The sequence below is a fragment of the Streptomyces sp. Alt3 genome (assembly GCF_030719215.1).
GTDB classification, from domain to species: domain Bacteria; phylum Actinomycetota; class Actinomycetes; order Streptomycetales; family Streptomycetaceae; genus Streptomyces; species Streptomyces glycanivorans.
On sequence record NZ_CP120983.1, the window covers coordinates 4,814,870 to 4,836,373 of the forward strand.

The window sequence follows — 21,504 nt, forward strand, 5'->3', positions numbered from 1 at the left end:
ACGTCCGATCCACGCCCTCCGGGAGCAGCACATGCACGGCTACGGCTATCCGCCGGAGCAGCAGCCGACGCGCCGTCCGTCCTCGGCCACGCTGGTCACGCTGCGCGTGGTCTTCGTGGCGCTCGCCCTGCTGAGCTGCGGAATCCTCGCCTGGGCCGCCATGCTGCGACTGGCCGTCGTCACCCGCACGCAGCGTGACTGGTGGCTGTTCGGGCTGGTGCTGGCACTGAACGTCGGCCTCCTCGTGTACCTCGGGATGCTGCCGGAGGAGGACGAGGTGCTGACGGACGGACAGGCGGTCGTGACCCTGACCTGGATGCTGGTCGTCTTCGTCGGGACGGTCACCTACTACCTGTACACGGAGATCCGGCACTTCGGCCCCTACGGCGGCCCGCAGGGGGTTCCGTACGCAGGTCCCTACGCAGGCCCGTACGGCGGTGGGCACCCGGGGGCGCCGACGTTCCCGTCCGGTGGGTACGCCTCGCGGCGGACCGTTCCCGATCCGCCCGTGGCGTCCGCCCCGGCCTACGGCTACCCGCCCGCCCCGCAGCAGGGCCCCGTCCCGCAGCAGGGCCCCGCGCCCCAGCAGGGCCCCGCGCCCACCCCGCCACCGGACGGTCCGAGGCCGGCCTCGCCCCAGCGCCTCGACCAGGTGCGCGCCGAGCTCGACGAGCTGAGTGACTACCTCCGCAAGGAGGGTGACGGCCGGTGAACGGGCGTGTCATCGCCGGCCGTTACGCGCTGGCGACGATTCTCGGCCAGGGAGGGATGGGGCAGGTCTGGACGGCGTACGACCAGCGCCTCGACCGCAGGGTCGCGGTGAAGCTCCTGCGGCCCGACCGGGTCGCAGGGCCCTCCGGGAGCGAGGCCGCCGACGACGTGCGCCGCCGCTTCGTCCGCGAGTGCCGGGTGACCGCGCAGGTCGACCACCCCGGTCTCGTCACCGTCCACGACGCGGGGAGCGACGGCGAGGACCTGTATCTCGTCATGCAGTACGTCGAGGGCGCGGACCTGGCCGACCACCTGGCCGAGCACGACCCCTACCCGTGGCCCTGGGCCGTGGCGATCGCCGCCCAGTTGTGCGCGGTGCTCTCCGCGGTGCACGCCGTGCCGATCGTCCACCGCGACCTCAAGCCCCGCAACGCGATGGTGAAGCCCGACGGCACCCTCACGGTGCTCGACCTCGGCATCGCCTCCGTCATGGACACCGACACCACCCGCCTCACGCACACGGGCTCACCGATCGGCTCCCCGGCCTACATGGCGCCCGAGCAGGCGATGGGCGGCGCCGTGGGCCCCTACACCGACCTGTACGCCCTCGGCGTCCTGATGCACGAACTCCTGAGCGGGGACGTGCCGTTCGCCGGCTCCACCGCCCTGGGCGTCCTGCACCGCCACCTCTACGAGCCGCCCCTCCCGGTCCGTCATCTCAGGCCCGAGGTCCCCGAGGCGCTCGAAGCCCTCGTCCTGCGGCTGCTCTCCAAGGACCCGCAGCACCGGCCGGCCTCCGCGCAGGAGGTCTACGAGTCCCTGCGGCCCCTGCTGCCCGCCGTCGGTTCGCCCTCGGGCCCCCTCGACCCGACCCGTCCGTTCCTCCGCCCGCACGCACCCTGGCCCGACCGGGCGGCCGTGCCGGCGTCGGCGCCGCCCGTCCCCGTCCAGCAGGTGCCCGCCCCGCCCCAGCACCCGCCCGCCAGGCCGAACGTGGCGCAGGCCGTCGACGACGTGAAGCGGCTGCTCGGCGAGGGCCGCATCACCCAGGCCGTCGACGTCCTCGGCGGGATCCTGCCCGCCGCGGCCCAGGAGCACGGCGAGCACTCGCCGGTCGTACGGATCCTGCGCAAGCAGTACGCGGCGACCCTGATGGACGACGGCCAGTTCCGCCGCGCCCTCCCGGAGCTCCGCCGCCTCGCCGAGGACCGCGCGGCGGAAGGCCGGCCCCGCCGACCCCCAGACCCTGCAGTACCGCTACGACGCCGCGCAGTGCCTGGAGCAGCTCGGTGAGGCAGCCGCCGCCCTCGCCGAGTACCGCGTGGTCCTCCCCTTCTACGAGAACGGATACGTGACCTCCACCGGCCCCGGCCGCGCCTTCGACATCCGCAGGCGGATCGCGCACCTGCTGCTCGGGATGGGCGACCACACGGCGGGCCGCGGCCAGCTGCAGGCCCTGCTGTACGACACGGAGCGCGCCTACGGCCCGCACCACGCTCTTCCCACGGAGCTCCGCCGCCAACTGGTGCACCACCAGGACGTACGCGGATCGAGGTGAACCGCAGGACGGCCGACGACGGCGGGACGGAAGGGATTTCGTCCCCGACCCCACACTGACCGGTCCGGAAATCGTTGGTCGAAGCAGTGGCCCGAATCACGTCCACTGCCTAACATCGATCACCGCAAGGCTTTGTGCACTGATGCACAAACTCTCCCCGGGAGGCTCCTTTGCACCGCCGTCGTCGTACCGCGCTCGCCCTTTCCGCCGCAACGCTCGTCGCGGCCCCCCTCCTGACCGCCTGTGGCAGCGAGGCCCACCCCGGTGCCGCGGCCGTGGTGGGCGGCGACCGGATCGACGTGGCCACCGTCCAGGCGCAGGCGGCCGACGTGCGCACCGCGCAGCAGAAGTCGGAGCAGTCCGAGGAGCTGGTCGCCAAGTCGGGCCAGCTGACCAGGGTCAAGCTGTCCGGGATGATCTTCGGGCGGGTCCTGGACCGGGCCGCGAAGGACGCGGGGGTCGGTGTCAGCCGCAAGGAGATCCAGCAGATCCGCGGCGTCGCCGCCGAGCAGTCCGGCGGGGAGGAGGGCGTGCGGACCCTGATGCTGGAGCAGCGCTGGGTCGCGCCCGGCCAGATCGAGGCGAGCCTGCGCCAGGAGGTCCAGCTCCAGAAGCTGGCCGGGGCGCTGGGCGCCGACCTGCAGAGCCCCACCGGGGTGCAGGCCGTCGGGCAGGCCCTCACCGAGGCGTCGAAGGCGTTGCACATCGAAGTCAACCCGCGCTACGGCAGCTGGGACAACCGGAAGGTCCAGCTCAGCACGTACAAGGCGCCGTGGATCACCCAGGTCACGCCCGTGCAGGGCCAGGAGCCCGAGGCAGGCGCCTGACCCCGTTCGTCCGGGGGTAGGTTCGGGGTGTGAACGCTGAAGACCCCGGCCGTATCGTCCTGCTCACCGCCAGCCACCGGGTCGCCCCCGGTCTGCTGTCCTGGCCCGCCTGGCAGACTCTGCGGGCCGCCGACCGGGTGCTGTGCGCCGAGCGGGACCATCCGCAGCTGCCGTACCTGGACGAGGCGGGGGTCGCCGTCGAGCACGACGCACCCACGGCCGAGGAGCTGGTGGACGACTGCGCGGGCGGCCGGACCGTGGTGGTGCTGGTGGGCGGCGAGGGGAACCAGCCGCTCACCGACGGCCTGGCCAGGCTCGGCGGTTCGGGCCGGGTGCAGATGCCGGACCTGGAACTGCTGCCAGGTTCGTACGACCTGCCCGGTGCCCGGCTCCTGGATCTGGTCCAGGTCATGGACCGGATCCGGCTCGAATGCCCGTGGACCTCGCAGAAGACGCACAAGGGTCTCGCTAAGTACGCCATCGAGGAGGCGTACGAACTGGTCGAGGCGATCGAGGACGGCGACCGCGAGGAACTGCGAGAGGAGCTCGGCGACGTCCTGCTCCAGGTCGTCTTCCACGCGCGCATCGCGCAGGAGGACCAGGAGGAGCCGTTCGCCATCGACGACGTCGCTGCCACGATCGTCGAGAAACTGATCCACCGCCATCCCCATGTGTTCGGCGACGAGACCGCCGAGACGCCGGAGGACGTCCACGCCCACTGGCTGCGCACGAAGGCGATCGAGAAGCAGCGTGCGTCGGTCACCGACGGGGTGCCGCTCGGGCAGCCCGGCCTGGCGCTCGCGGCCAAGCTCGGCGGCAGGGCCCGCGCCGCGGGTCTCGACATCGCGCTCCCCGAGGGCGAGGGGGTCGGGCACCGGCTGCTCGCCCTCGCCGTACGGGCCGAGCAGGACGGCACGGACCCGGAGGCCGCCCTGCGGGCCGCCGCGCGTGCCTACCGGGACGTGATCCGGGCGGCCGAGGGGCTCGGGACCGGCCCGGATAGCGTCGAGGAGTGAACGACAGCCCCGATACGCACTCCGCGCCGGACGCGGCGCCCGATACGCACTCCGCGCCGGACGCGGCGCCCGAACTCTTCACCTGGGAGTTCGCCACCGATCCGTACCCCGCCTACGCATGGCTCCGCGAGCACAGTCCCGTGCACCGCACGACACTGCCCAGCGGGGTCGAGGCCTGGCTGGTGACCCGGTACGCCGATGCCCGGCAGGCGCTCGCCGACACCAGGCTCTCCAAGAACCCGGCCCACCACGCGGGGTCCGCGAACGCCAAGGGCAAGACGGGCATCCCCGGGGAGCGCAAGGCGGAGCTGATGACGCATCTGCTGAACATCGACCCGCCGGACCACACCCGGTTGCGCCGGCTCGTGTCCAAGGCGTTCACCCCGCGCCGGGTCGCGGAGTTCGCGCCGCGCGTGCAGGAGCTGACGGACAGCCTCATCGACGGCTTCGCCGAGAAGGGGGAGGCGGACCTCATCCACGACTTCGCCTTCCCCCTCCCCATCTACGCGATCTGCGACCTGCTGGGTGTGCCGCGCGAGGACCAGGACGACTTCCGGGACTGGGCGGGCATGATGATCCGGCACGGCGGGGGTCCGCGCGGCGGGGTCGCCAGGTCGGTCAAGAAGATGCGCGGCTATCTCGCCGAGCTCATCCACCGCAAGAGGGAGAACCCGGGCGACGACCTGATCTCCGGGCTGATCCGGGCAAGTGACCACGGCGAGCACCTCAGCGAGAACGAGGCCGCGGCCATGGCCTTCATCCTCCTGTTCGCCGGTTTCGAGACGACGGTGAACCTGATCGGCAACGGCACCTACGCACTGCTGCGCAATCCGTCCCAGCGCGAGCGGCTGGAACGCTCGCTGGCGGCAGGGGAGTCGGAGCTGCTCGCCACGGGCATCGAGGAGCTGCTGCGCTACGACGGGCCGGTGGAGCTCGCGACATGGCGCTACGCCACCGAGCCCGTGACCCTGGGAGGACAGGACATCGCGGCGGGGGACCCCGTACTCGTGGTTCTGGCCGCCGCGGATCGGGATCCGGACAGATTCCAGAATGCGGACACCCTGGATCTCGCTCGGAGTGACAATCAGCATCTGGGCTACGGCCACGGAATCCACTACTGCCTGGGAGCTCCGCTGGCCCGTCTGGAGGGTCAGGTGGCTCTGGCGACGCTGCTGCGACGCCTCCCCGACCTGCGGCTCGCTGCGGAACCTGCCGATTTGCGCTGGCGTGGCGGGCTCATCATGCGTGGACTGCGCACCCTTCCGGTGGAGTTCGGTCCCGGACGGCCGGCCGGTAAAGGTGACACGCTGTCAACTCTGTGACTTTCACGTGATCTCCGCTGCATCGACTTGTGACACACGTTCGAGTACGGCTAGGTTCACCGTTCGACTCACCCGTCACATGTCAGTCACACGGAAGGCAATCCCATGGGCTCCGCGACCGGCAGACACCGTCGCCCTCGCCAGGCACCCGCCATCGTCGTCGCCGCAGGCGTCACCGGCTCGGCCATCGCCATCCCCCTGCTCGGTGCGGGCGGCGCTCAAGCCGCCGACGCGTCGACCTGGGACCGGGTCGCCGAATGCGAGAGCGGCGGCATGTGGAGTGCCGACCTGGGCAACGGCTACTACGGCGGCCTGCAGTTCTCGGAGGACACCTGGAGTGCCTACGGCGGCACGGCGTACGCGTCCCGCGCCGACCTCGCGAGCCGCTCGCAGCAGATATCGGTCGCCGAGAAGGTGCTGGAGGACAAGGGGCCGCAGGCGTGGCCCAGCTGCGCCGTGATCTCCGGGCTGGCCCTGGACGGGACGCTGCCGGGCATCGACCCGGGCGGCGATCCGTCGGCGGAGGACTCCGACACCGCTACCGGGACCCCGTCCTCCGAGGCGTCGGATCCGGCCGGATCGGCGGACGACGCGGAGTCGGAGGACGAGGCGGACGAGAAGGGCGAGTCCAAGGGCAACGCCGCCGGCGACACGGCGGACGCGAGCGACGACGCGGGCAGCACCGACGCGTCGCCGTCCGCCACCCCGTCCCCCGAGGCGTCCGAGACGTCCGGCGCGGCGAAGGGTGGTCACGCCGCGAAGGGTGACGCCGAGACGGGCGGGAAGCACCGTGGCACCCCGGCTCCCGAGGGCAGCACCGGGTCGGAGCTGGACGAGGGGCGCGAGTCCGGCCGGCACGCCTCCCGGGGCGACTCCGAGGCCCGTCAGGGCGCCGAGGAGGCGTACACGGTCCGAGAGGGCGACAACCTCTGGGCGATCGCCGACGCGCAGGAGCTCTCCGGTGGCTGGACCGCTCTCTACGAGGCCAACAAGGACGAGCTGGGCTCCGACCCCGACCTCATCCTGCCCGGCCAGAGCCTGAACCTCGGTCTCGTGACGGATGCGCAGGACTCCGCGGCGGAGACGGCCGCGGCCAACTGATCAAAAGCGGGAAAACACCCCGAAAGTGGGGGTAGTTAAGAGACCTATGTCCACTTATGCGTAAGTGAGACATGGGTCTCTTTGCTTCAACTGGCACGCCCCGTCCGTCCGGTCCGTCCACTTTGGCCATGACCTGCGAAAACGGACCATGAGGCTGGACCGTTAAGGGCTGATTGGCCGTTATGTCCATCTTTGAATGTGGGGGTTGCGTGTGTCTACGGTCGGAGCCGCTCGCACCGCGGGCACCTTCGACCGTCACGCCGAATCCTGCCGTCGGCCGAAGGGGACCGACGCGTAAAGCGCCGTAGGCAGGAGCGGGGGACCCAGGTAAGTGCCGGCATTCCGGCCGTCGGAGGACGGGCGGGGGACCGGCTGGGGGTGAAGCCGTCCGCGAGTGCGGGTGGCCGGGCAACTCACAGGCCCGAACCCGACAGCTCACCTCGTAGGCGTCGGTGAGGAGAACCATGCTGCTTTCCAGCAAGGGCAAGCACCGTCGCCCGTCCAAGGCCGTTCGCATCGCGACCCTGGCCGGTGTCACCGGTGCCGCCGTCGCGGTCCCGCTGATGGGCGCGACCGGTGCCTCCGCCGCCTCCGTCGACACCTGGGACGCCGTCGCCCAGTGCGAGTCCGGTGGCAACTGGTCCATCAACACGGGCAACGGCTACTACGGCGGTCTGCAGTTCTCGCAGTCCAGCTGGGCCGCGGCCGGCGGTACGCAGTACGCCGCCCGCGCCGACCTGGCCACCAAGGGCCAGCAGATAGCCGCCGCCGAGAAGCTCCTCGACCTGCAGGGCCCGGGTGCCTGGGCCTGCGCCGGTGCCGGCGGCCTGACGAACGACGGTGTGGACCCGGGCGTCGACACCGGCTCCGCGAAGAACGGCGACACGGACCCGCAGGCCGCGCCGGAGCGCAAGGCCGAGCAGCCCACCACGCGCAGCGAGAAGCGCACGGCTCCCGAGAAGACCGTCACCACCCCGACCGGCCAGAAGGTCGAGAAGGGTGACGGCGAGTACAAGGTGAAGGCCGGCGACACCCTGAGCAAGATCGCCGACGCGAAGAAGGTCAAGGGTGGCTGGGAGAAGCTCTTCAAGCTGAACGACGACATCGTCGACGACGCGAACCTGATCTTCCCGGGTCAGCAGCTCCACCTGAAGTAGTCGGAAACGGCCCGGGGTCCCCCTCCTGCCCCGGCGGCCCGGCCCGGCGCGCATACCCCCCGCGCGCCGGGCCGTGGCCGTGTCAGGGCCCCTCGGTGGGCGTGATCCGTGCGCGGCCGCCTGCCCGCCCCGGGGGGCCGGCGTTCAATTCTTGTGGTTACTTGCCAGTAGAATTCTGGAGCTTTGCCCGTTATGCAGGTCCTTGGGTCCTTTTTCGTCCCAGGGGACGGGCTGGCGGCCGACGCAGCGGGCCGAGACGGTTAGGCTCGTGGCGCAAGGCCACAGTGACCCTGCCCAACCAGTGTCAGATCCCAGAAGGAGATGCCTCGTGCCGTCCATCGACGTCGTCGTAGCCAGGGAAATCCTCGACTCCCGGGGTAACCCCACGGTCGAGGTCGAGGTTGGCCTCGACGACGGCAGCACGGGACGTGCTGCTGTTCCGTCCGGCGCCTCCACCGGCGCGTTCGAGGCCATTGAGCTTCGCGACGGTGACCCCAACCGCTACCAGGGCAAGGGCGTCGAGAAGGCCGTCCTCGCCGTGATCGAGCAGATCGGCCCGGAGCTCGTCGGCTACGACGCCACCGAGCAGCGCCTCATCGACCAGGCGATGTTCGACCTGGACGCCACCGAGAACAAGGGCTCCCTCGGCGCCAACGCCATCCTCGGTGTCTCGCTGGCCGTGGCGCACGCCGCGTCCGAGGCCTCCGACCTCCCGCTGTTCCGCTACCTCGGCGGCCCGAACGCGCACCTGCTGCCCGTTCCGATGATGAACATCCTGAACGGCGGCTCGCACGCCGACTCCAACGTGGACATCCAGGAGTTCATGATCGCGCCGATCGGCGCCGAGTCCTTCTCCGAGGCCCTTCGCTGGGGCGCGGAGATCTACCACACGCTGAAGAAGGTCCTGAAGACCAAGGGCCTGTCCACCGGTCTCGGTGACGAGGGCGGCTTCGCCCCCAACCTCGAGTCGAACCGCGCCGCCCTCGACCTCATCCTCGAGGCCGTCAAGGAGGCCGGTTACGTCCCGGGCCGCGACATCGCGCTCGCGCTCGACGTCGCCGCGTCCGAGTTCTACAAGGACGGCGTCTACGAGTTCGAGGGCAAGTCCCGTTCGGCCGCCGAGATGACGGAGTACTACGAGGAGCTCGTCTCCGCGTACCCGCTGGTCTCCATCGAGGACCCGCTGTACGAGGACGACTGGGCGGGCTGGAAGGTCATCACCGACAAGCTCGGCTCCAAGGTGCAGATCGTCGGTGACGACCTGTTCGTCACCAACCCCGAGCGCCTCGCCCGCGGTATCGAGGAGGGCTCGGCCAACGCCCTGCTCGTCAAGGTCAACCAGATCGGTTCGCTGACCGAGACCCTCGACGCCGTCGAGCTGGCCCAGCGCAACGGCTTCAAGTGCATGATGTCCCACCGCTCCGGTGAGACCGAGGACGTCACCATCGCCGACCTCGCCGTCGCCGTGAACTGTGGCCAGATCAAGACCGGCGCCCCGGCCCGCTCGGACCGCGTCGCCAAGTACAACCAGCTGCTGCGCATCGAGGAGATCCTCGACGACGCCGCGGTCTACGCCGGGCGTTCGGCGTTCCCGCGGTTCCGCTACGAGGGCTGACAGCCCGAGTCCGGAGCACCAGCCTCCGTCCGTCCCCGCATCCGGTCCCGTACCGTGTGCGGGGACGGACGTGCGTAACGGGGAGGCGTGAGACATGGCCGGGAAGGACCGCGACCGGTTCTCCACCGCGACCAGGCTGCGGCTGCTGGGGGAGCAGACGGCGGCCCGCGTCTACCGGTCCCAGAACCGCCGCCAGGCCCGGCGCTCCCGGCTCACCGGCCGGGCCGCGTTCCTCGCGCTGATCGTCTGCTCGCTGGTGGTCGCCCTCGCGTACCCCATGCGGCAGTACATCTCCCAGCGCGACCAGATCGCCGAACAGGAGAGGCTCTCGCAGGAGGCCCACCGGCGGACCGAGGAGCTGCGTGACGAGAAGGCGCGGCTCAAGGACGACGCGTACGTCCGCCGCCTCGCGCGCCAGCACCTGCACTACGTGCTGCCCGGGGAGACCGGCTACACGGTGGTCGACCCGGACGCGGCCGACGTGCGCCGGGGCGAGCCGGGGGCGACGGGGCGGCCCTGGCACTCGAACCTCTGGGACGGCGTCGACAGCGCCGACCGGGAATGACCCCGCACCGTTACGGGACCGTGGGCACGCGCCGTGCCCCGTCCCCGCACCGATTCATACAGTCCGACCGATGACATTCAAGGCAGGCATGGACACGCCCCCTCCGCAGACCGAATCCACCACGCCCACCGCCGCGGACATCGCCGCGTTCGAGCTCCAGCTCGGCCGGCCGCCGCGTGGGCTGCGCGCCATCGCGCACCGCTGCCCGTGCGGCAACCCGGACGTGGTCGAGACGCAGCCCCGTCTGGAGGACGGCACGCCGTTCCCGACGACGTACTACCTGACCTGCCCGCGCGCCGCTTCGGCGATCGGCACGCTGGAGGCCAACGGGGTCATGAAGGAGATGACCGAGCGCCTGGCGACGGACCCCGAGCTGGCCGCCGCCTACCGCGCCGCGCACGAGGACTACATCGCCCGCCGTGACGCCATCGAGGTGCTGGAGGGTTTCCCGAGCGCCGGCGGAATGCCGGACCGTGTGAAGTGCCTGCACGTCCTGGTCGGCCACTCTCTGGTGGCGGGCCCCGGGGTGAACCCGCTGGGCGACGAGGCGATCGCGATGCTGCCGGAGTGGTGGGCGAAGGGCCCGTGCGTCACGCCGTGCTCCCCCGCAGCCGGCTCCGACGCGTCCTGACCCTCCGCGGTACCCGTACAACCACAGGAGCCCCATGACCCGCGTTGCCGCCATCGACTGCGGTACCAACTCCATCCGCCTGCTCGTGGCGGACGTGGACCCCGCCACCGGAGACTTCACCGAGCTCGACCGCCGGATGCGGATCGTCCGGCTCGGCCAGGGTGTCGACCGCACCGGCCGGCTGGCCCCCGAGGCGCTGGAGCGCACCCTCGACGCCTGCCGTGACTACGCGGCCGCGATCAAGGAGCTCGGTGCCGAGCGGATCCGGTTCGTCGCCACGTCCGCCTCCCGGGACGCGGAGAACAGCGACACGTTCGTCCGCGGTGTCCTGGAGATCCTGGGTGTCGAGCCCGAGGTCGTCACGGGCGACCGGGAGGCGCAGCTGTCCTTCGACGGTGCCACCAAGGAACTGGTTGGCGGTGACCACCTGGAGAAGCCGTACCTCGTCGTGGACATCGGCGGCGGCTCCACGGAGTTCGTGGTGGGCGACGACCGTGTCCGTGCCGCCAGGTCCGTGGACATCGGCTGCGTACGCATGACCGAGCGTCATCTCGTCGTGGACGGGACCGTGGTGGACCCCCCGACGCCCGACCGGATCGCCGCGATCCGCGCGGACGTCGACGCCGCTCTGGACCTGGCGGAGGAGACCGTGCCGATCTCCTCCGCGGCGACGCTCGTCGGCCTGGCGGGGACGGTCACCACCGTCGCCGCGATGGCGCTCGGGCTGGAGGAGTACGACTCCGAGGCGATCCACCACTCCCGGGTCTCCGTCGAGCGCGTCCGGGAGATCACGGAGAGGCTGCTGGCCTCGACGCACGAGGAACGCGCGGCGATCCCGGCGATGCACCCGGGCCGGGTCGACGTGATCGCCTCGGGCGCCCTCGTCCTGCTCGCCGTGATGGAGCGGACCGGTGCCCGTGAGGTCGTCGTCAGTGAGCACGACATCCTCGACGGGATCGCCTGGTCGGCAGCCTGATCACAGGGGTGGTGCGGACGCGGTGAGCTGCTGCTCAAACGCATTCCGGCCTGCACTTCTGAGCTTGCGAAAGGCCTCCCCGGACCCGTCCGGGGAGGCCTTTCGCAAGGCGCCGCGACGAAGTTCGTGAACTTCTTCACAAGGAATTCGGCCCTACTGGGCGAAGTTCTTCCTCCGGGGGGCTGTCCGGGCGGCCCGGGGCCGGCACGCGGACGCTGCGCGGACGTTTCGGGGGTGTGGCCGGGACGTGTCCCGGGCGGGTGGTTCATCCCCGTCGGTGGCTCCAGGGCCAGCTCACAAGTGGTGAACAACGTTCGCCGGAGCGTCCTGGTTCCCCACCCGCACCATGACCTGGGTCACGTGGGCGGCGAAGTGTAGCAGAGGGTGGCCCATACCTTGTGAAGGGGCTCACGAGCGTGCCCCCCGAGGGGGGTGGATACTCGATGGCATGAGCACCACGGAGCGTCCCAGGATCCTCGTTGTAGGCGGTGGGTACGTAGGCCTGTACGCAGCTCGTCGCATTCTGAAGAAGATGCGGTATGGAGAGGCGACCGTCACGGTCGTCGACCCGCGCTCGTACATGACGTACCAGCCCTTCCTCCCCGAAGCTGCTGCCGGCAGCATCTCGCCTCGGCACGTCGTCGTCCCGCTGCGACGCGTACTGCCGAAGGCCGAGGTTCTCACCGGCCGTGTCACGACCATCGATCAGGACCGCAAGGTCGCCACGGTCGCGCCGCTCGTCGGCGAGGCCTACGAGCTGCCCTTCGACTACCTGGTCATCGCGATGGGCGCGGTCTCCCGTACCTTCCCGATCCCCGGCCTCGCCGAGCAGGGCATCGGCATGAAGGGCATCGAGGAGGCCATCGGTCTGCGCAACCACGTCCTCGAGCAGCTGGACAAGGCCGACTCGACGACCGATGAGGACGTCCGCCGCAAGGCGCTGACGTTCGTCTTCGTGGGTGGCGGCTTCGCCGGCGCGGAGACCATCGGCGAGGTCGAGGACATGGCGCGCGACGCGGCCAAGTACTACACGAGCGTGAAGCGCGAGGACATGCGCTTCATCCTGGTCGACGCCGCCGACAAGATCCTTCCCGAGGTCGGCCCGAAGCTGGGCGCGTACGGCAAGGAGCACCTGGAGAGCCGTGGTGTCGAGGTCTACCTCTCGACCTCCATGGACTCCTGCGTCGACGGTCACGTCGTCCTGAAGAACGGCCTCGAGGTCGACTCCAGCACGATCGTGTGGACGGCCGGCGTGAAGCCGAACCCGGCGCTGGCGCGCTTCGGCCTGCCGCTCGGCCCCCGCGGTCACGTGGACACGTCCGAGAAGCTCCAGGTGCAGGGCACCGACTACATCTGGTCCGCGGGCGACAACGCCCAGGTCCCGGACATGGTCGGCCGCCGCGCGGGCAACCCGAACGCCTGGTGCCCGCCGAACGCCCAGCACGCGCTGCGTCAGGCCAAGGTCCTCGGTGACAACGTCATCTCCGGCATGCGGGGCTTCCCGCAGAAGGAGTACAGCCACGCCAACAAGGGTGCGGTCGCCGGGCTCGGCCTGCACAAGGGCGTCGCGATGATCGTCATGGGCAAGGTGAAGATCAAGGTCAAGGGCCGTCTCGCCTGGTACATGCACCGTGGCTACCACGGCATGGCCATGCCGACCTGGAACCGCAAGATCCGGATCTTCGCGGACTGGACGCTGGCGATGTTCCTGAAGCGCGAGGTCGTCTCGCTCGGCGCCATGGAGACTCCCCGCGAGGAGTTCTACGAGGCCGCCAAGCCGAGCCCCGCGCCCGTCGCGGCCAAGGCCGACGGCGACAAGGACAAGGCCGGCGAGAAGGCCAAGGCCTCCTAGCGCCTGTACGTAACCGAAGGGGTCGTCCGCCATCCGTGGTGCGGACGGCCCCTTCGGCGTTCCCGGCGCTCCGTGGCCCCTCTGCGCACCGTCAACTAGATGGCCAGTGCAGGTATTTTGCCGTTCCGTTGCCGTGGAACGGGATGGCGCGGGTGCCGGGCGGCGTTGACGCCTGTGTACCTCGCCGCGGCCCCGAGGTGTCGCGGCCCGGTTCGGATGCGTATATGCGAATTTAGGCACATTCGGAAACACCACCACGGAGGTGTGCACCATGGCCGACGCCGCGTCGCGGCTGACCGCTCTTGCCGAAGAGTTGCTGGGAGAGCCCCTGCCGGTCCGGATCCGGGCCTGGGACGGCAGCGAATCCGGGCCGCCGGGTGCCCCCACCCTCGTCCTGCGCCACCGCCGTGCCCTGCGCCGGCTGCTCTGGAAGCCCGGCGAACTGGGCCTGGCCCGCGCCTGGGTGGCCGGGGAGATCGACGTCGACGGCGACCTGTACGCGGTCCTGGACGCCATGGCCTCCCTGCTCTGGGAGCGCGGCGCCGACGCGAAGGACAGCGTCCACCCGCTCCGAGACCCGAAGGTGCGCGCGTTCGGCCGCGGCCTCGTCGAGCTGGCCGGCCCCTGGCCGCCGCCGCCCCCGCCCGCCGAGGAGATCCGCCGCCGGGCCGGGACGCTGCACACCAGACGCCGCGACAAGGAAGCCATCAGCCACCACTACGACGTGGGCAACGACTTCTACGCGATGGTCCTCGGCCCGTCCATGGTCTACTCCTGCGCCTACTGGCAGGACGGCTCCACGCTCGAGGACGCCCAGCGCGACAAGCTCGACCTCGTCTGCCGCAAGCTGGCCCTGAAGGAGGGCGACCGCCTCCTCGACGTCGGCTGCGGCTGGGGCTCGATGGCGATCCACGCGGCCCGCGAGTACGGAGCCCGGGTCACCGGGGTGACCCTCTCCACCGAACAGGCCGCCTTCGCCCGCAAGCGCATCGCCGAGGAGGGCCTCACCGACCGGATCGAGATCCGGGTCCAGGACTACCGGGACGTCAGGGACGGCCCCTACGACGCCATCTCCTCGATCGGCATGGCCGAGCACGTGGGGTCGATCCGCTTCCGTGAGTACGCCGACGACCTCTACGCACTCCTCCGGCCCGGCGGCCGGCTGCTCAACCACCAGATCGCCCGCCGCCCGGAGAGGGACGAGTCGGCCTACCACGTCGACGACTTCATCGACGCCTACGTCTTCCCCGACGGTGAACTCGCCCCGGTGGGCCGCACCGTCACCACCCTGGAGGAGGCCGGCTTCGAGGCCCGGGACGTCGAGGCGATCCGCGAGCACTACGCGCTGACCCTGCGTCAGTGGGTGGCCAATCTGGAGAAGCACTGGAAGGAGGCCGTCCGGGCCACCTCGCCGGGCCGGGCCCGGGTGTGGCGGCTCTACATGGCCGCCTCCGCGCTCTCCTTCGAGCACAACAAGATCGGCGTCAACCAGATCCTCGCGGTGCGCCCGCGGGAGGGCGGAGCGGCCGGAATGCCGCTGCGGGCCCGTGACTGGACGGCGTCGGCGAACGGCTGACCCGGGAACGCGGAAGGGCCGGCACCCGCGGGTGCCGGCCCTTCCCTCGTGCGGTTACTCCGTCTTGATCGCGGTCAGCATGTTCAGCTTCGCGCCGCTGCGGGCCGGCCACAGCGAGGCCAGCACGCCCACGAGTCCTGCCAGCACCAGGAAGATCGCGAGCCGGTCCCACGGGATGACCAGGGCGTAGCCGGGGATGTCGGCGGACAGGCTCTTCCCGATCGCCCAGCCGATGAACGTACCGAGAGCGACTCCGACCACCGCTCCGAAGACCGAGATCACGACGGCCTCCAGCCGGATCATGCGCTTGACCCTGCGCCGGTCGAGGCCGATCGCCCTCAGCATGCCGATCTCCTGCTGTCGTTCGAAGACCGACATGGCCAGCGTGTTGACCACTCCGAGGACGGCGATCACCAGGGCCATCGCCAGCAGCCCGTACATGATGTTCAGCGCGGTGTTGATGAACCCGCCGAACATGTCCCGGATGCCCTGGCGGTCCATGATGCTCATCGCGGGGTTGTCGCCGAGCGCCTTGACCACGGCCGCCTCGTTGGCGTCGCTCTGGCCGCCTTCCATGGTCAGCCAGACCTCGCGGATGTCGGCGGCGCTCTCGTGCGGGGTGACGACGGTCTCGGAGATGAGGACCGGGGAGAGGAACTCGTTGCCCTCGTAGAGCGCCCCGACCTTCAGGGTCTCCTTCTTCTCGTCCTGGAACGTCACGGGGACGCTGTCGCCGGTCTTCCAGCCGTGCGACTTCGCGGTCTTGCGGTCGACGGCGATCTCACCGTCCTTCAGCGAGGACAGCGAACCGGAGACCGTCTTCAGGTCGAAGACCTTCTCGACGTCGCCCGGGGTGACGCCGGAGGCCGAGACGCCCGCCTCGTCCTCGGCGCCGACGGTGAGCCAGACGGACCGCTGGGGGAGGCCGCCGCGACACCGTCGGCCTTGCGCAGGGCGGTGAGGGCCGACTCGTCGAGCGAGTCCCCACTGGCCATCGAGACCATGTAGTCGGCCCGGATGTTGTCCGTCGTCATCTTGTCGATGGCCTGGCCGAGCGTGACGCCGAGCACGGAGATGCCGGTGACCAGGGTGAGTCCGATCGCCAGGGCAGACGCGGTCGCCCCGGTGCGGCGCGGATTGCGGACCGCGTTCTGCGCGGCCAGCTTGCCGGAGACCCCGAAGAGCTTCCGCAGCAGCGGTCGCGCCAGGGCGATCACCGGACGGGAGAGCAGCGGGATGAGCACGATGACACCGACGAGGGCGAGGAAGGCACCGCCGCCGAGGAGCCACCGGCCGTTCTCGTCACCCTGGGCGGCACCGGCCACGATCAGGGCGGAACCGAGGAGGGTGAGCACGGCGCCGAAGGAGTTCCGTACGACCAGCGACTTGGTGGTGGCCACCGCGTGCACGCTGCTCATCGCCGCCACCGGCGGGATCTTGGCGGCCCGGCGGGCGGGCAGCCAGGCGGCGAACACGGTGATCAGCACGCCGACGGCGAACGCGGAGACGACCGCGGTGGGGGAGACGACCAGCGGACCGGCCGGGATCTTCCCGCCGAACGCGCCCATCGCGGAGCGCAGTCCCACCGCGAGCGCGACGCCGAGGGCGAAGCCGATCACCGAGGCGACCACGCCGACCACACCCGCTTCGAGCAGGATGGCCCGCTTGACCTGCCGGCGGGAGGCGCCGACGGCGCGCATCAGGGCGAGTTCCTTGGTGCGCTGGGCGATCAGCATGGTGAAGGTGTTGGCGATCAGGAACACGCCGACGAAGAGTGCGATGGCCGCGAAGGCCAGCAGCATCGCGTTGAGGCTCTTGAGACCGGACTCGGTCATCCTGGCCTCCTCGTCCGCCAGGTCCGCGCCCGTCGTGGCCTCGGCGGTCTCCGGGATGAGGGGCTTCACGGCGTCCAGGAGCTTCTGGTCGGACGTGCCCGCCGTGGCGGCCACGGTGACGTCGCTGAACTCGCCGGGCCGCAGGTACAGCTGCTGGGCGACCTCGGTGTCGAAGAGGACCAGGCTGCCGCCCGCGTTCACCGCTCCGTCCTCGGTGGTGAAGATCCCGGAGAGGGTGTACTCCTTCACCGGCCCGTTCGTGGCGACCCGCACCGGCTTGCCGACGCGGTACTCGCCCTTGGCGGCGGTCTCCTTGTCGAGTGCGACCTGGCCGGACTCCATCGGCCCCGTGCCGTCGGTGAACGTGTACTGGGCGTCCTTGCCGCCGGCCCCGGGGGAGAAGTTGGAGCCGGTGTTGGACCAGCCGTCGCCGATGAGCTTGCCGCCGGTGTCGGCGACGCCGGCGAACCCGGAGACGCGCCCGGTGGCCCCGGCCACCCCGTCGAGGTCCTGGATCTTCTTGAGGGTCGCCTCGTCGATGCCGTCTGCCTGGTCGTCGCCGCGCTGGGCCCAGGTCTTGACGGCGACGGCGACGTCGTCGTAGCTCTTGGCCGACTGGTTGCGGAAGGCGTTGCCGAGGGTGTCGGTGAAGACGAGGGTGCCGGAGACGAAGGCTACGCCGAGCATGACGGCGAGCACGGTCATCAGCAGCCTGGCCTTGTGCGCGAGCACATTGCGCAGGGCGGTACGGAACATGTCTGTGTGTCCTGGGATGGGTTCCGGAAGGGGGGAGGGGAGCGGCGGCCTCGCCGCGTCAGCTGGTGCGGCCCTTCGCGTCGAAAGCCTTCATCCGGTCGAGGACACCGTCGGCGGTCGGGTTCAGCATCTGGTCGACGACCGCGCCGTCCGCGAGGAAGACCACGCGGTCCGCGTAGGAGGCTGCCACCGGGTCGTGGGTCACCATCACCACGGTCTGGCCGAGCTCGCGCACCGAGTTGCGCAGGAAGCCGAGGACCTCGGCGCCGGAGCGGGAGTCGAGGTTACCGGTGGGCTCGTCACCGAAGATGATCTCGGGCTGCGAGGCCAGGGCGCGGGCCACCGCGACGCGCTGCTGCTGGCCGCCCGAGAGCTCCGTGGGGCGGTGCTTCAGCCGCTCCGAGAGGCCCACCATGTCGATGACCTTCTGCAGCCAGGCGGCGTCGGGCTTACGGCCCGCGATGTCCATCGGCAGGGTGATGTTCTCCAGCGCGGTCAGCGTGGGGAGCAGGTTGAAGGCCTGGAAGATGAAGCCGATCTTGTCCCGGCGCAGCTGGGTGAGCTGCTTGTCCTTCAGCGTCCCCAGTTCCGTCTCGCCGATGCGCACGGAGCCGCTGCTGAAGCTGTCGAGACCGGCCACGCAGTGCATCAGCGTGGACTTGCCGGAACCCGACGGGCCCATGATCGCGGTGAATTCGCCCTGCGGGAAGTCCACGGTCACCCGGTCGAGGGCGACGACCTGGGTCTCACCCTGGCCGTAGACCTTCGACAGCTCCGTGGCGCGGGCGGCGACCGCGGTGGTGCGGTGAACGGTGGTGGTGGTCACAGGGGTACTCCAGGTTCGGACGTGAGGTTCGCGGGGACCCCCTCATCCTCGCCTCCGGACCCGGGCCGGGTCGTCAGCCCTCGTGCCCGTTCCCGGGGCCCTCTTGAGTCGCACCCGCCGGGCGTCGGCGTACACCTGAGGTAGGAGACCGACCCTGAGTGTCCTGGTCCCTCAGCGGGGCGGGGCGGTGGATCCGCGGGGGACCAGGCGGGCCGCGGCGTCCTCGAACCCCGGGGCCGAGCCGCCGGCGACCATCGCCAGCAGGGTGCGGGCAGCGTGGGTGCCGTAGGCGGGGATGTCCCTGCTCAGAGCGGTCAGCGGGGGACGCACGACGCGGGAGAGCTGGGAGTCGTCCCAGGCGACGAGAGACAGGTCGGCGGGCACGTCCAGGCCCATCTCCTGGGCGACGGAGAGCCCGGCGACGGCCATGATGTCGTTGTCGTAGATGACGGCGGTCGGCCGTGAGGCGGAGCTGATCAGCCGCCGGGTGGCGTGCGCGCCCTCCTCGCCGGAGTAGTCGGTGTGCACCACCACCGGCTCGTCCAGTCCGAGTTCGGCGCTGATCTCGCGCTGGGCGCTGTCGCGCAGCCGGGTGTGGGCCAGTTCGGGCAGTCCGGCGACCCGGGCGACGGAGCGGTGACCGAGCGCGGACAGATACGTCAGGGTGTCCCGCAGGGCCGCGGAGTCGTCCGACCACACGGGGGTGAGGGGCCCGGCCGCCGAGGGGTGGCCGATCACGACGGCTGGCATGCCCAGCTCGGCGATGCCCCCGATCCGCGGATCCGGGGAGCGCACGTCGGCGAGGAACACCCCGTCCACGCGGCCCTCGCCCCACCAGCGGCGGTACATCTCCAGCTCCTGCGCGGGGTCGGCGACGACCTGGAGGAGCAGTGCGCAGCCCCGGGTGGAGAGTTCGGTCTCGATGCCGCTGATCAGCTCCATGAAGAACGGCTCCACGCCGAGCATCCTGGCCGGGCGGGACAGTGCGAGGCCCACGGTGTCGGCGCGGGCACGGGTGAGGGCGCGGGCGGCGCTGTTGGGGCGCCAGCCGATCTCCTGCGCGATGGCCTTGATGGAGGCGCGGGTCGCGGGGGAGACGCCCGGGCGGTCGTTCAGGGCGTACGACACCGCGACCTTCGATACCCCGGCGCGGCGCGCGATGTCGGCGATCGTGGGGCGGTGCTTGGACATGGGACCTCGCTTAACCGGTTCGTGTTCAAGGCGCATCCTAGCCGCAGGTCCCTGACCTCTGTCTTCCTCCGGGCGGTCCAGACCTCTTCGGAATTCCCTGGAAAAACTGGAATGGGAGCGCTCCCGCTCTATTGACACGACTTCGGGACGCCCATACCTTCACGGCACTTACCCGGTTCAGTAACTCCGCTCGGCAGGGACGGCGCGGGGAAAAAGGAGGGGCTATGGGTACGCGTACCCGGCTGCGGGTCACCACCGCACTCGCCGTGTTCACACTCGCCGCGACCGCGTGCACGGGGGGCGGCTCCGGGACGGGCGGCACCGGCGGCCCGGCCGGCAAGGGCGGCTCTCTGCCGCGCAACGAGACGCTCTACACGACCGGCACCCAGTGGGGGCCTCCGGCCAACTACAACCCGCTGCGCAACTGGGACCACGCGACCGGCACCAAGGGACTGGTCTACGAGACCCTGTTCCACTTCGACCCGAACGAGGGCGAGCTGACGCCCTGGCTCGCCGAGTCGGGCAGCTGGACCGGGGACAAGACGTACGAGGTGAAGCTGCGCCAGGGGATCACCTGGGCCGACGGCAAGCCGCTCACCGCGAAGGACGTGGCGTACTCCTACGGCCTGGGCAAGATCGAGGCGTCCGCCTTCCACTCGCTGTGGAGCTGGCTGTCCGACGCGAAGGCGGTGGACGACACCACGGTCCGCTTCACCTTCAAGGAGGCCCGCTACCAGGAGTGGGACTACACCCTCTACGGCCAGCCGATCGTCCCCGAGCACGTCTGGGGCTCGCGCACCGACGAGGACATCCTCAACGGCGTCAACGACAAGCCGGTCGGGACCGGGGCGTACAAGCTGAAGAGCAAGACCCAGGACCGGGTCGTGTGGGAGCGGCGCGACGACTGGTGGGGCACGAAGGCGTTGAGCATGACGCCGGCCCCGCGTTACATCGTCGACGTCTCCAACCCGAGCAACGAGGTGGTCATCGGCCAGCTCGGCCAGGGGCAGCTCGACCTCAGCAACAACTTCCTGCCCGGCGCCTCCTCGCTGGTCAAGAGCAAGAAGGTCGTGTCGTACTACGACGAGGCCCCGTACATGCTCTCCGCCAACACCGCCTGGCTGGTGCCCAACACCACCAGGAAGCCGATGGACGACGCCGCCTTCCGCAGGGCGCTCGCCGCGTCCGTCGACACCGGGAAGATCGTCAAGGGTGTCTACGGCGACCTGGTCAAGCCGGCCTCCCCGACCGGTCTGCTGCCGCAGTGGGAGCAGTTCGAGGACAAGGCCCTCATCGCGGAGAAGGGCTTCACGCACGACGCCGCCGCGGCGAAGAAGGAGCTCGCGGACGCCGGCTACAAGGACGAGGACGGCGACGGCTTCGTCGAGAACAAGGACGGGTCCGCCCTCAGCCTGAAGCTGGCCGTGCCCTCGGGCTGGACCGACTGGATGGAGGCGGCCAAGGTCATCGCCGCCGGTGCCGAGGACGCGGGCATCAAGGTCACCACCGAGTTCCCCGACCAGAACGCCCTCAACGAGCAGCGTGGCAAGGGGGACTTCGACCTCGTCATCAACAACGAGCGCCAGCTGTCGAACACCCCCTGGACGTACTACGACTACATCTTCCAGATGCCGGTCCAGAAGCAGCAGAACACGGTGAACTTCGGACGGTACGAGAACGAGGAGGCCTGGAAGCTGGTGCAGGCGCTCGGAGGGGTGAAGACCGACGACACCGCGGGCATGAAGGCCGCAGTGTCGAAGATCCAGGACATCCAGCTGACCGAGATGCCCATCATCCCGCTCTGGTACAACGGCCTGTGGTCGCAGTCCACCACGGGAACCTGGAAGAACTGGCCGTCGGACGCCGCCGGAGCACCGAAGACCGCGCCGGCCCTGTGGCGCAACTGGCTGGAGATGGGCGGCTTCGAGACGCTCACGCAGCTGAAGCCCGCCAAGTGACGTCGCCGACTCCATGACCGCCCCGCCGTGC

Annotated in this window: 15 protein-coding genes, 2 pseudogenes and 1 riboswitch; of the genes and pseudogenes, 14 read left to right on the top strand and 3 right to left on the bottom strand. The window is 70.5% G+C overall.

Going from position 1 to position 21,504, the window contains the following annotated elements; translation table 11 throughout:
* Positions 1-31: 31 nt before the first annotated feature.
* From P8A20_RS21325 to P8A20_RS21385, 13 genes and pseudogenes are all read left to right on the top strand, one after another.
* On the top strand, positions 32-712 hold the full coding sequence (locus tag P8A20_RS21325) for a hypothetical protein (protein ID WP_306104051.1): 681 nt from the start codon (positions 32-34) through the stop codon (positions 710-712).
* A pseudogene (locus P8A20_RS21330) lies at positions 709-2,269 on the top strand (serine/threonine-protein kinase). Before P8A20_RS21325 ends, P8A20_RS21330 begins: the two are co-directional and overlap by 4 nt.
* Before the next feature lie 170 nt (positions 2,270-2,439).
* Positions 2,440-3,096 carry a SurA N-terminal domain-containing protein gene (locus tag P8A20_RS21335; protein ID WP_306104052.1) on the top strand — a complete coding sequence of 219 codons (657 nt, stop codon included), beginning with the start codon at positions 2,440-2,442 and terminating at the stop codon, positions 3,094-3,096.
* Positions 3,097-3,125: 29 nt separating this feature from the next.
* Positions 3,126-4,112 carry a nucleoside triphosphate pyrophosphohydrolase gene (locus tag P8A20_RS21340; RefSeq protein ID WP_147963797.1) on the top strand — a complete coding sequence of 329 codons (987 nt, stop codon included), beginning with the start codon at positions 3,126-3,128 and terminating at the stop codon, positions 4,110-4,112.
* Entirely contained in the window at positions 4,109-5,434 is a 1,326-nt protein-coding gene (locus P8A20_RS21345; RefSeq protein ID WP_147963796.1) for a cytochrome P450 family protein, read from the top strand. The genes P8A20_RS21340 and P8A20_RS21345 overlap by 4 nt, the downstream gene beginning before the upstream one ends.
* A gap of 105 nt (positions 5,435-5,539) precedes the next feature.
* Positions 5,540-6,535, top strand: a complete 996-nt coding sequence (locus tag P8A20_RS21350) for a transglycosylase family protein (RefSeq protein WP_147963795.1) — start codon at positions 5,540-5,542, stop codon at positions 6,533-6,535.
* Positions 6,536-6,825: 290 nt separating this feature from the next.
* Positions 6,826-6,999: riboswitch (cyclic di-AMP (ydaO/yuaA leader) on the top strand.
* Positions 7,000-7,692: a LysM peptidoglycan-binding domain-containing protein gene (locus P8A20_RS21355; protein ID WP_147963794.1), complete on the top strand. Its 693-nt coding sequence runs from the start codon at positions 7,000-7,002 to the stop codon at positions 7,690-7,692. It abuts the riboswitch before it with no gap.
* Positions 7,693-8,020: 328 nt separating this feature from the next.
* Entirely contained in the window at positions 8,021-9,307 is a 1,287-nt protein-coding gene (gene eno, locus P8A20_RS21360) for a phosphopyruvate hydratase (RefSeq protein WP_147963793.1), read from the top strand.
* Between the two features lie 94 nt (positions 9,308-9,401).
* Positions 9,402-9,872, top strand: coding sequence for an FtsB family cell division protein (locus P8A20_RS21365; protein ID WP_147963792.1), 471 nt, complete (start codon positions 9,402-9,404; stop codon positions 9,870-9,872).
* Positions 9,873-9,960: 88 nt separating this feature from the next.
* Positions 9,961-10,503: a DUF501 domain-containing protein gene (locus P8A20_RS21370; RefSeq protein ID WP_147964145.1), complete on the top strand. Its 543-nt coding sequence runs from the start codon at positions 9,961-9,963 to the stop codon at positions 10,501-10,503.
* A 34-nt stretch (positions 10,504-10,537) separates the two neighbouring features.
* Positions 10,538-11,479 carry a Ppx/GppA phosphatase family protein gene (locus P8A20_RS21375; protein ID WP_147963791.1) on the top strand — a complete coding sequence of 314 codons (942 nt, stop codon included), beginning with the start codon at positions 10,538-10,540 and terminating at the stop codon, positions 11,477-11,479.
* A gap of 448 nt (positions 11,480-11,927) precedes the next feature.
* Positions 11,928-13,331, top strand: coding sequence for an NAD(P)/FAD-dependent oxidoreductase (locus tag P8A20_RS21380; protein ID WP_147963790.1), 1,404 nt, complete (start codon positions 11,928-11,930; stop codon positions 13,329-13,331).
* A 271-nt stretch (positions 13,332-13,602) separates the two neighbouring features.
* On the top strand, positions 13,603-14,907 hold the full coding sequence (locus P8A20_RS21385) for a class I SAM-dependent methyltransferase (RefSeq protein ID WP_147963789.1): 1,305 nt from the start codon (positions 13,603-13,605) through the stop codon (positions 14,905-14,907).
* Positions 14,908-14,961: 54 nt separating this feature from the next.
* On the opposite strand, the pseudogene P8A20_RS21390 reads toward P8A20_RS21385, so the two are convergent.
* The 3 genes and pseudogenes from P8A20_RS21390 to P8A20_RS21400 all read right to left on the bottom strand — a co-directional run bounded on the left by P8A20_RS21390 (position 14,962) and on the right by P8A20_RS21400 (position 19,515).
* Positions 14,962-17,498 (bottom strand): annotated as a pseudogene (locus P8A20_RS21390) (ABC transporter permease).
* 58 nt (positions 17,499-17,556) lie between these two features.
* The gene (locus P8A20_RS21395) at positions 17,557-18,324 is read right to left on the bottom strand and encodes an ABC transporter ATP-binding protein (protein WP_015577481.1); all 768 of its coding nucleotides are present in this window, start codon (positions 18,322-18,324) and stop codon (positions 17,557-17,559) included.
* 171 nt (positions 18,325-18,495) lie between these two features.
* A complete protein-coding gene (locus tag P8A20_RS21400; protein ID WP_147963787.1) occupies positions 18,496-19,515 on the bottom strand; it encodes a LacI family DNA-binding transcriptional regulator in 1,020 nt (339 codons plus the stop codon).
* A gap of 224 nt (positions 19,516-19,739) precedes the next feature.
* On the opposite strand from P8A20_RS21400, the gene P8A20_RS21405 reads away from it, so the two are divergent.
* Positions 19,740-21,473, top strand: coding sequence for an ABC transporter substrate-binding protein (locus tag P8A20_RS21405; protein WP_306104053.1), 1,734 nt, complete (start codon positions 19,740-19,742; stop codon positions 21,471-21,473).
* The last annotated feature ends 31 nt before the right edge of the window (positions 21,474-21,504 follow it).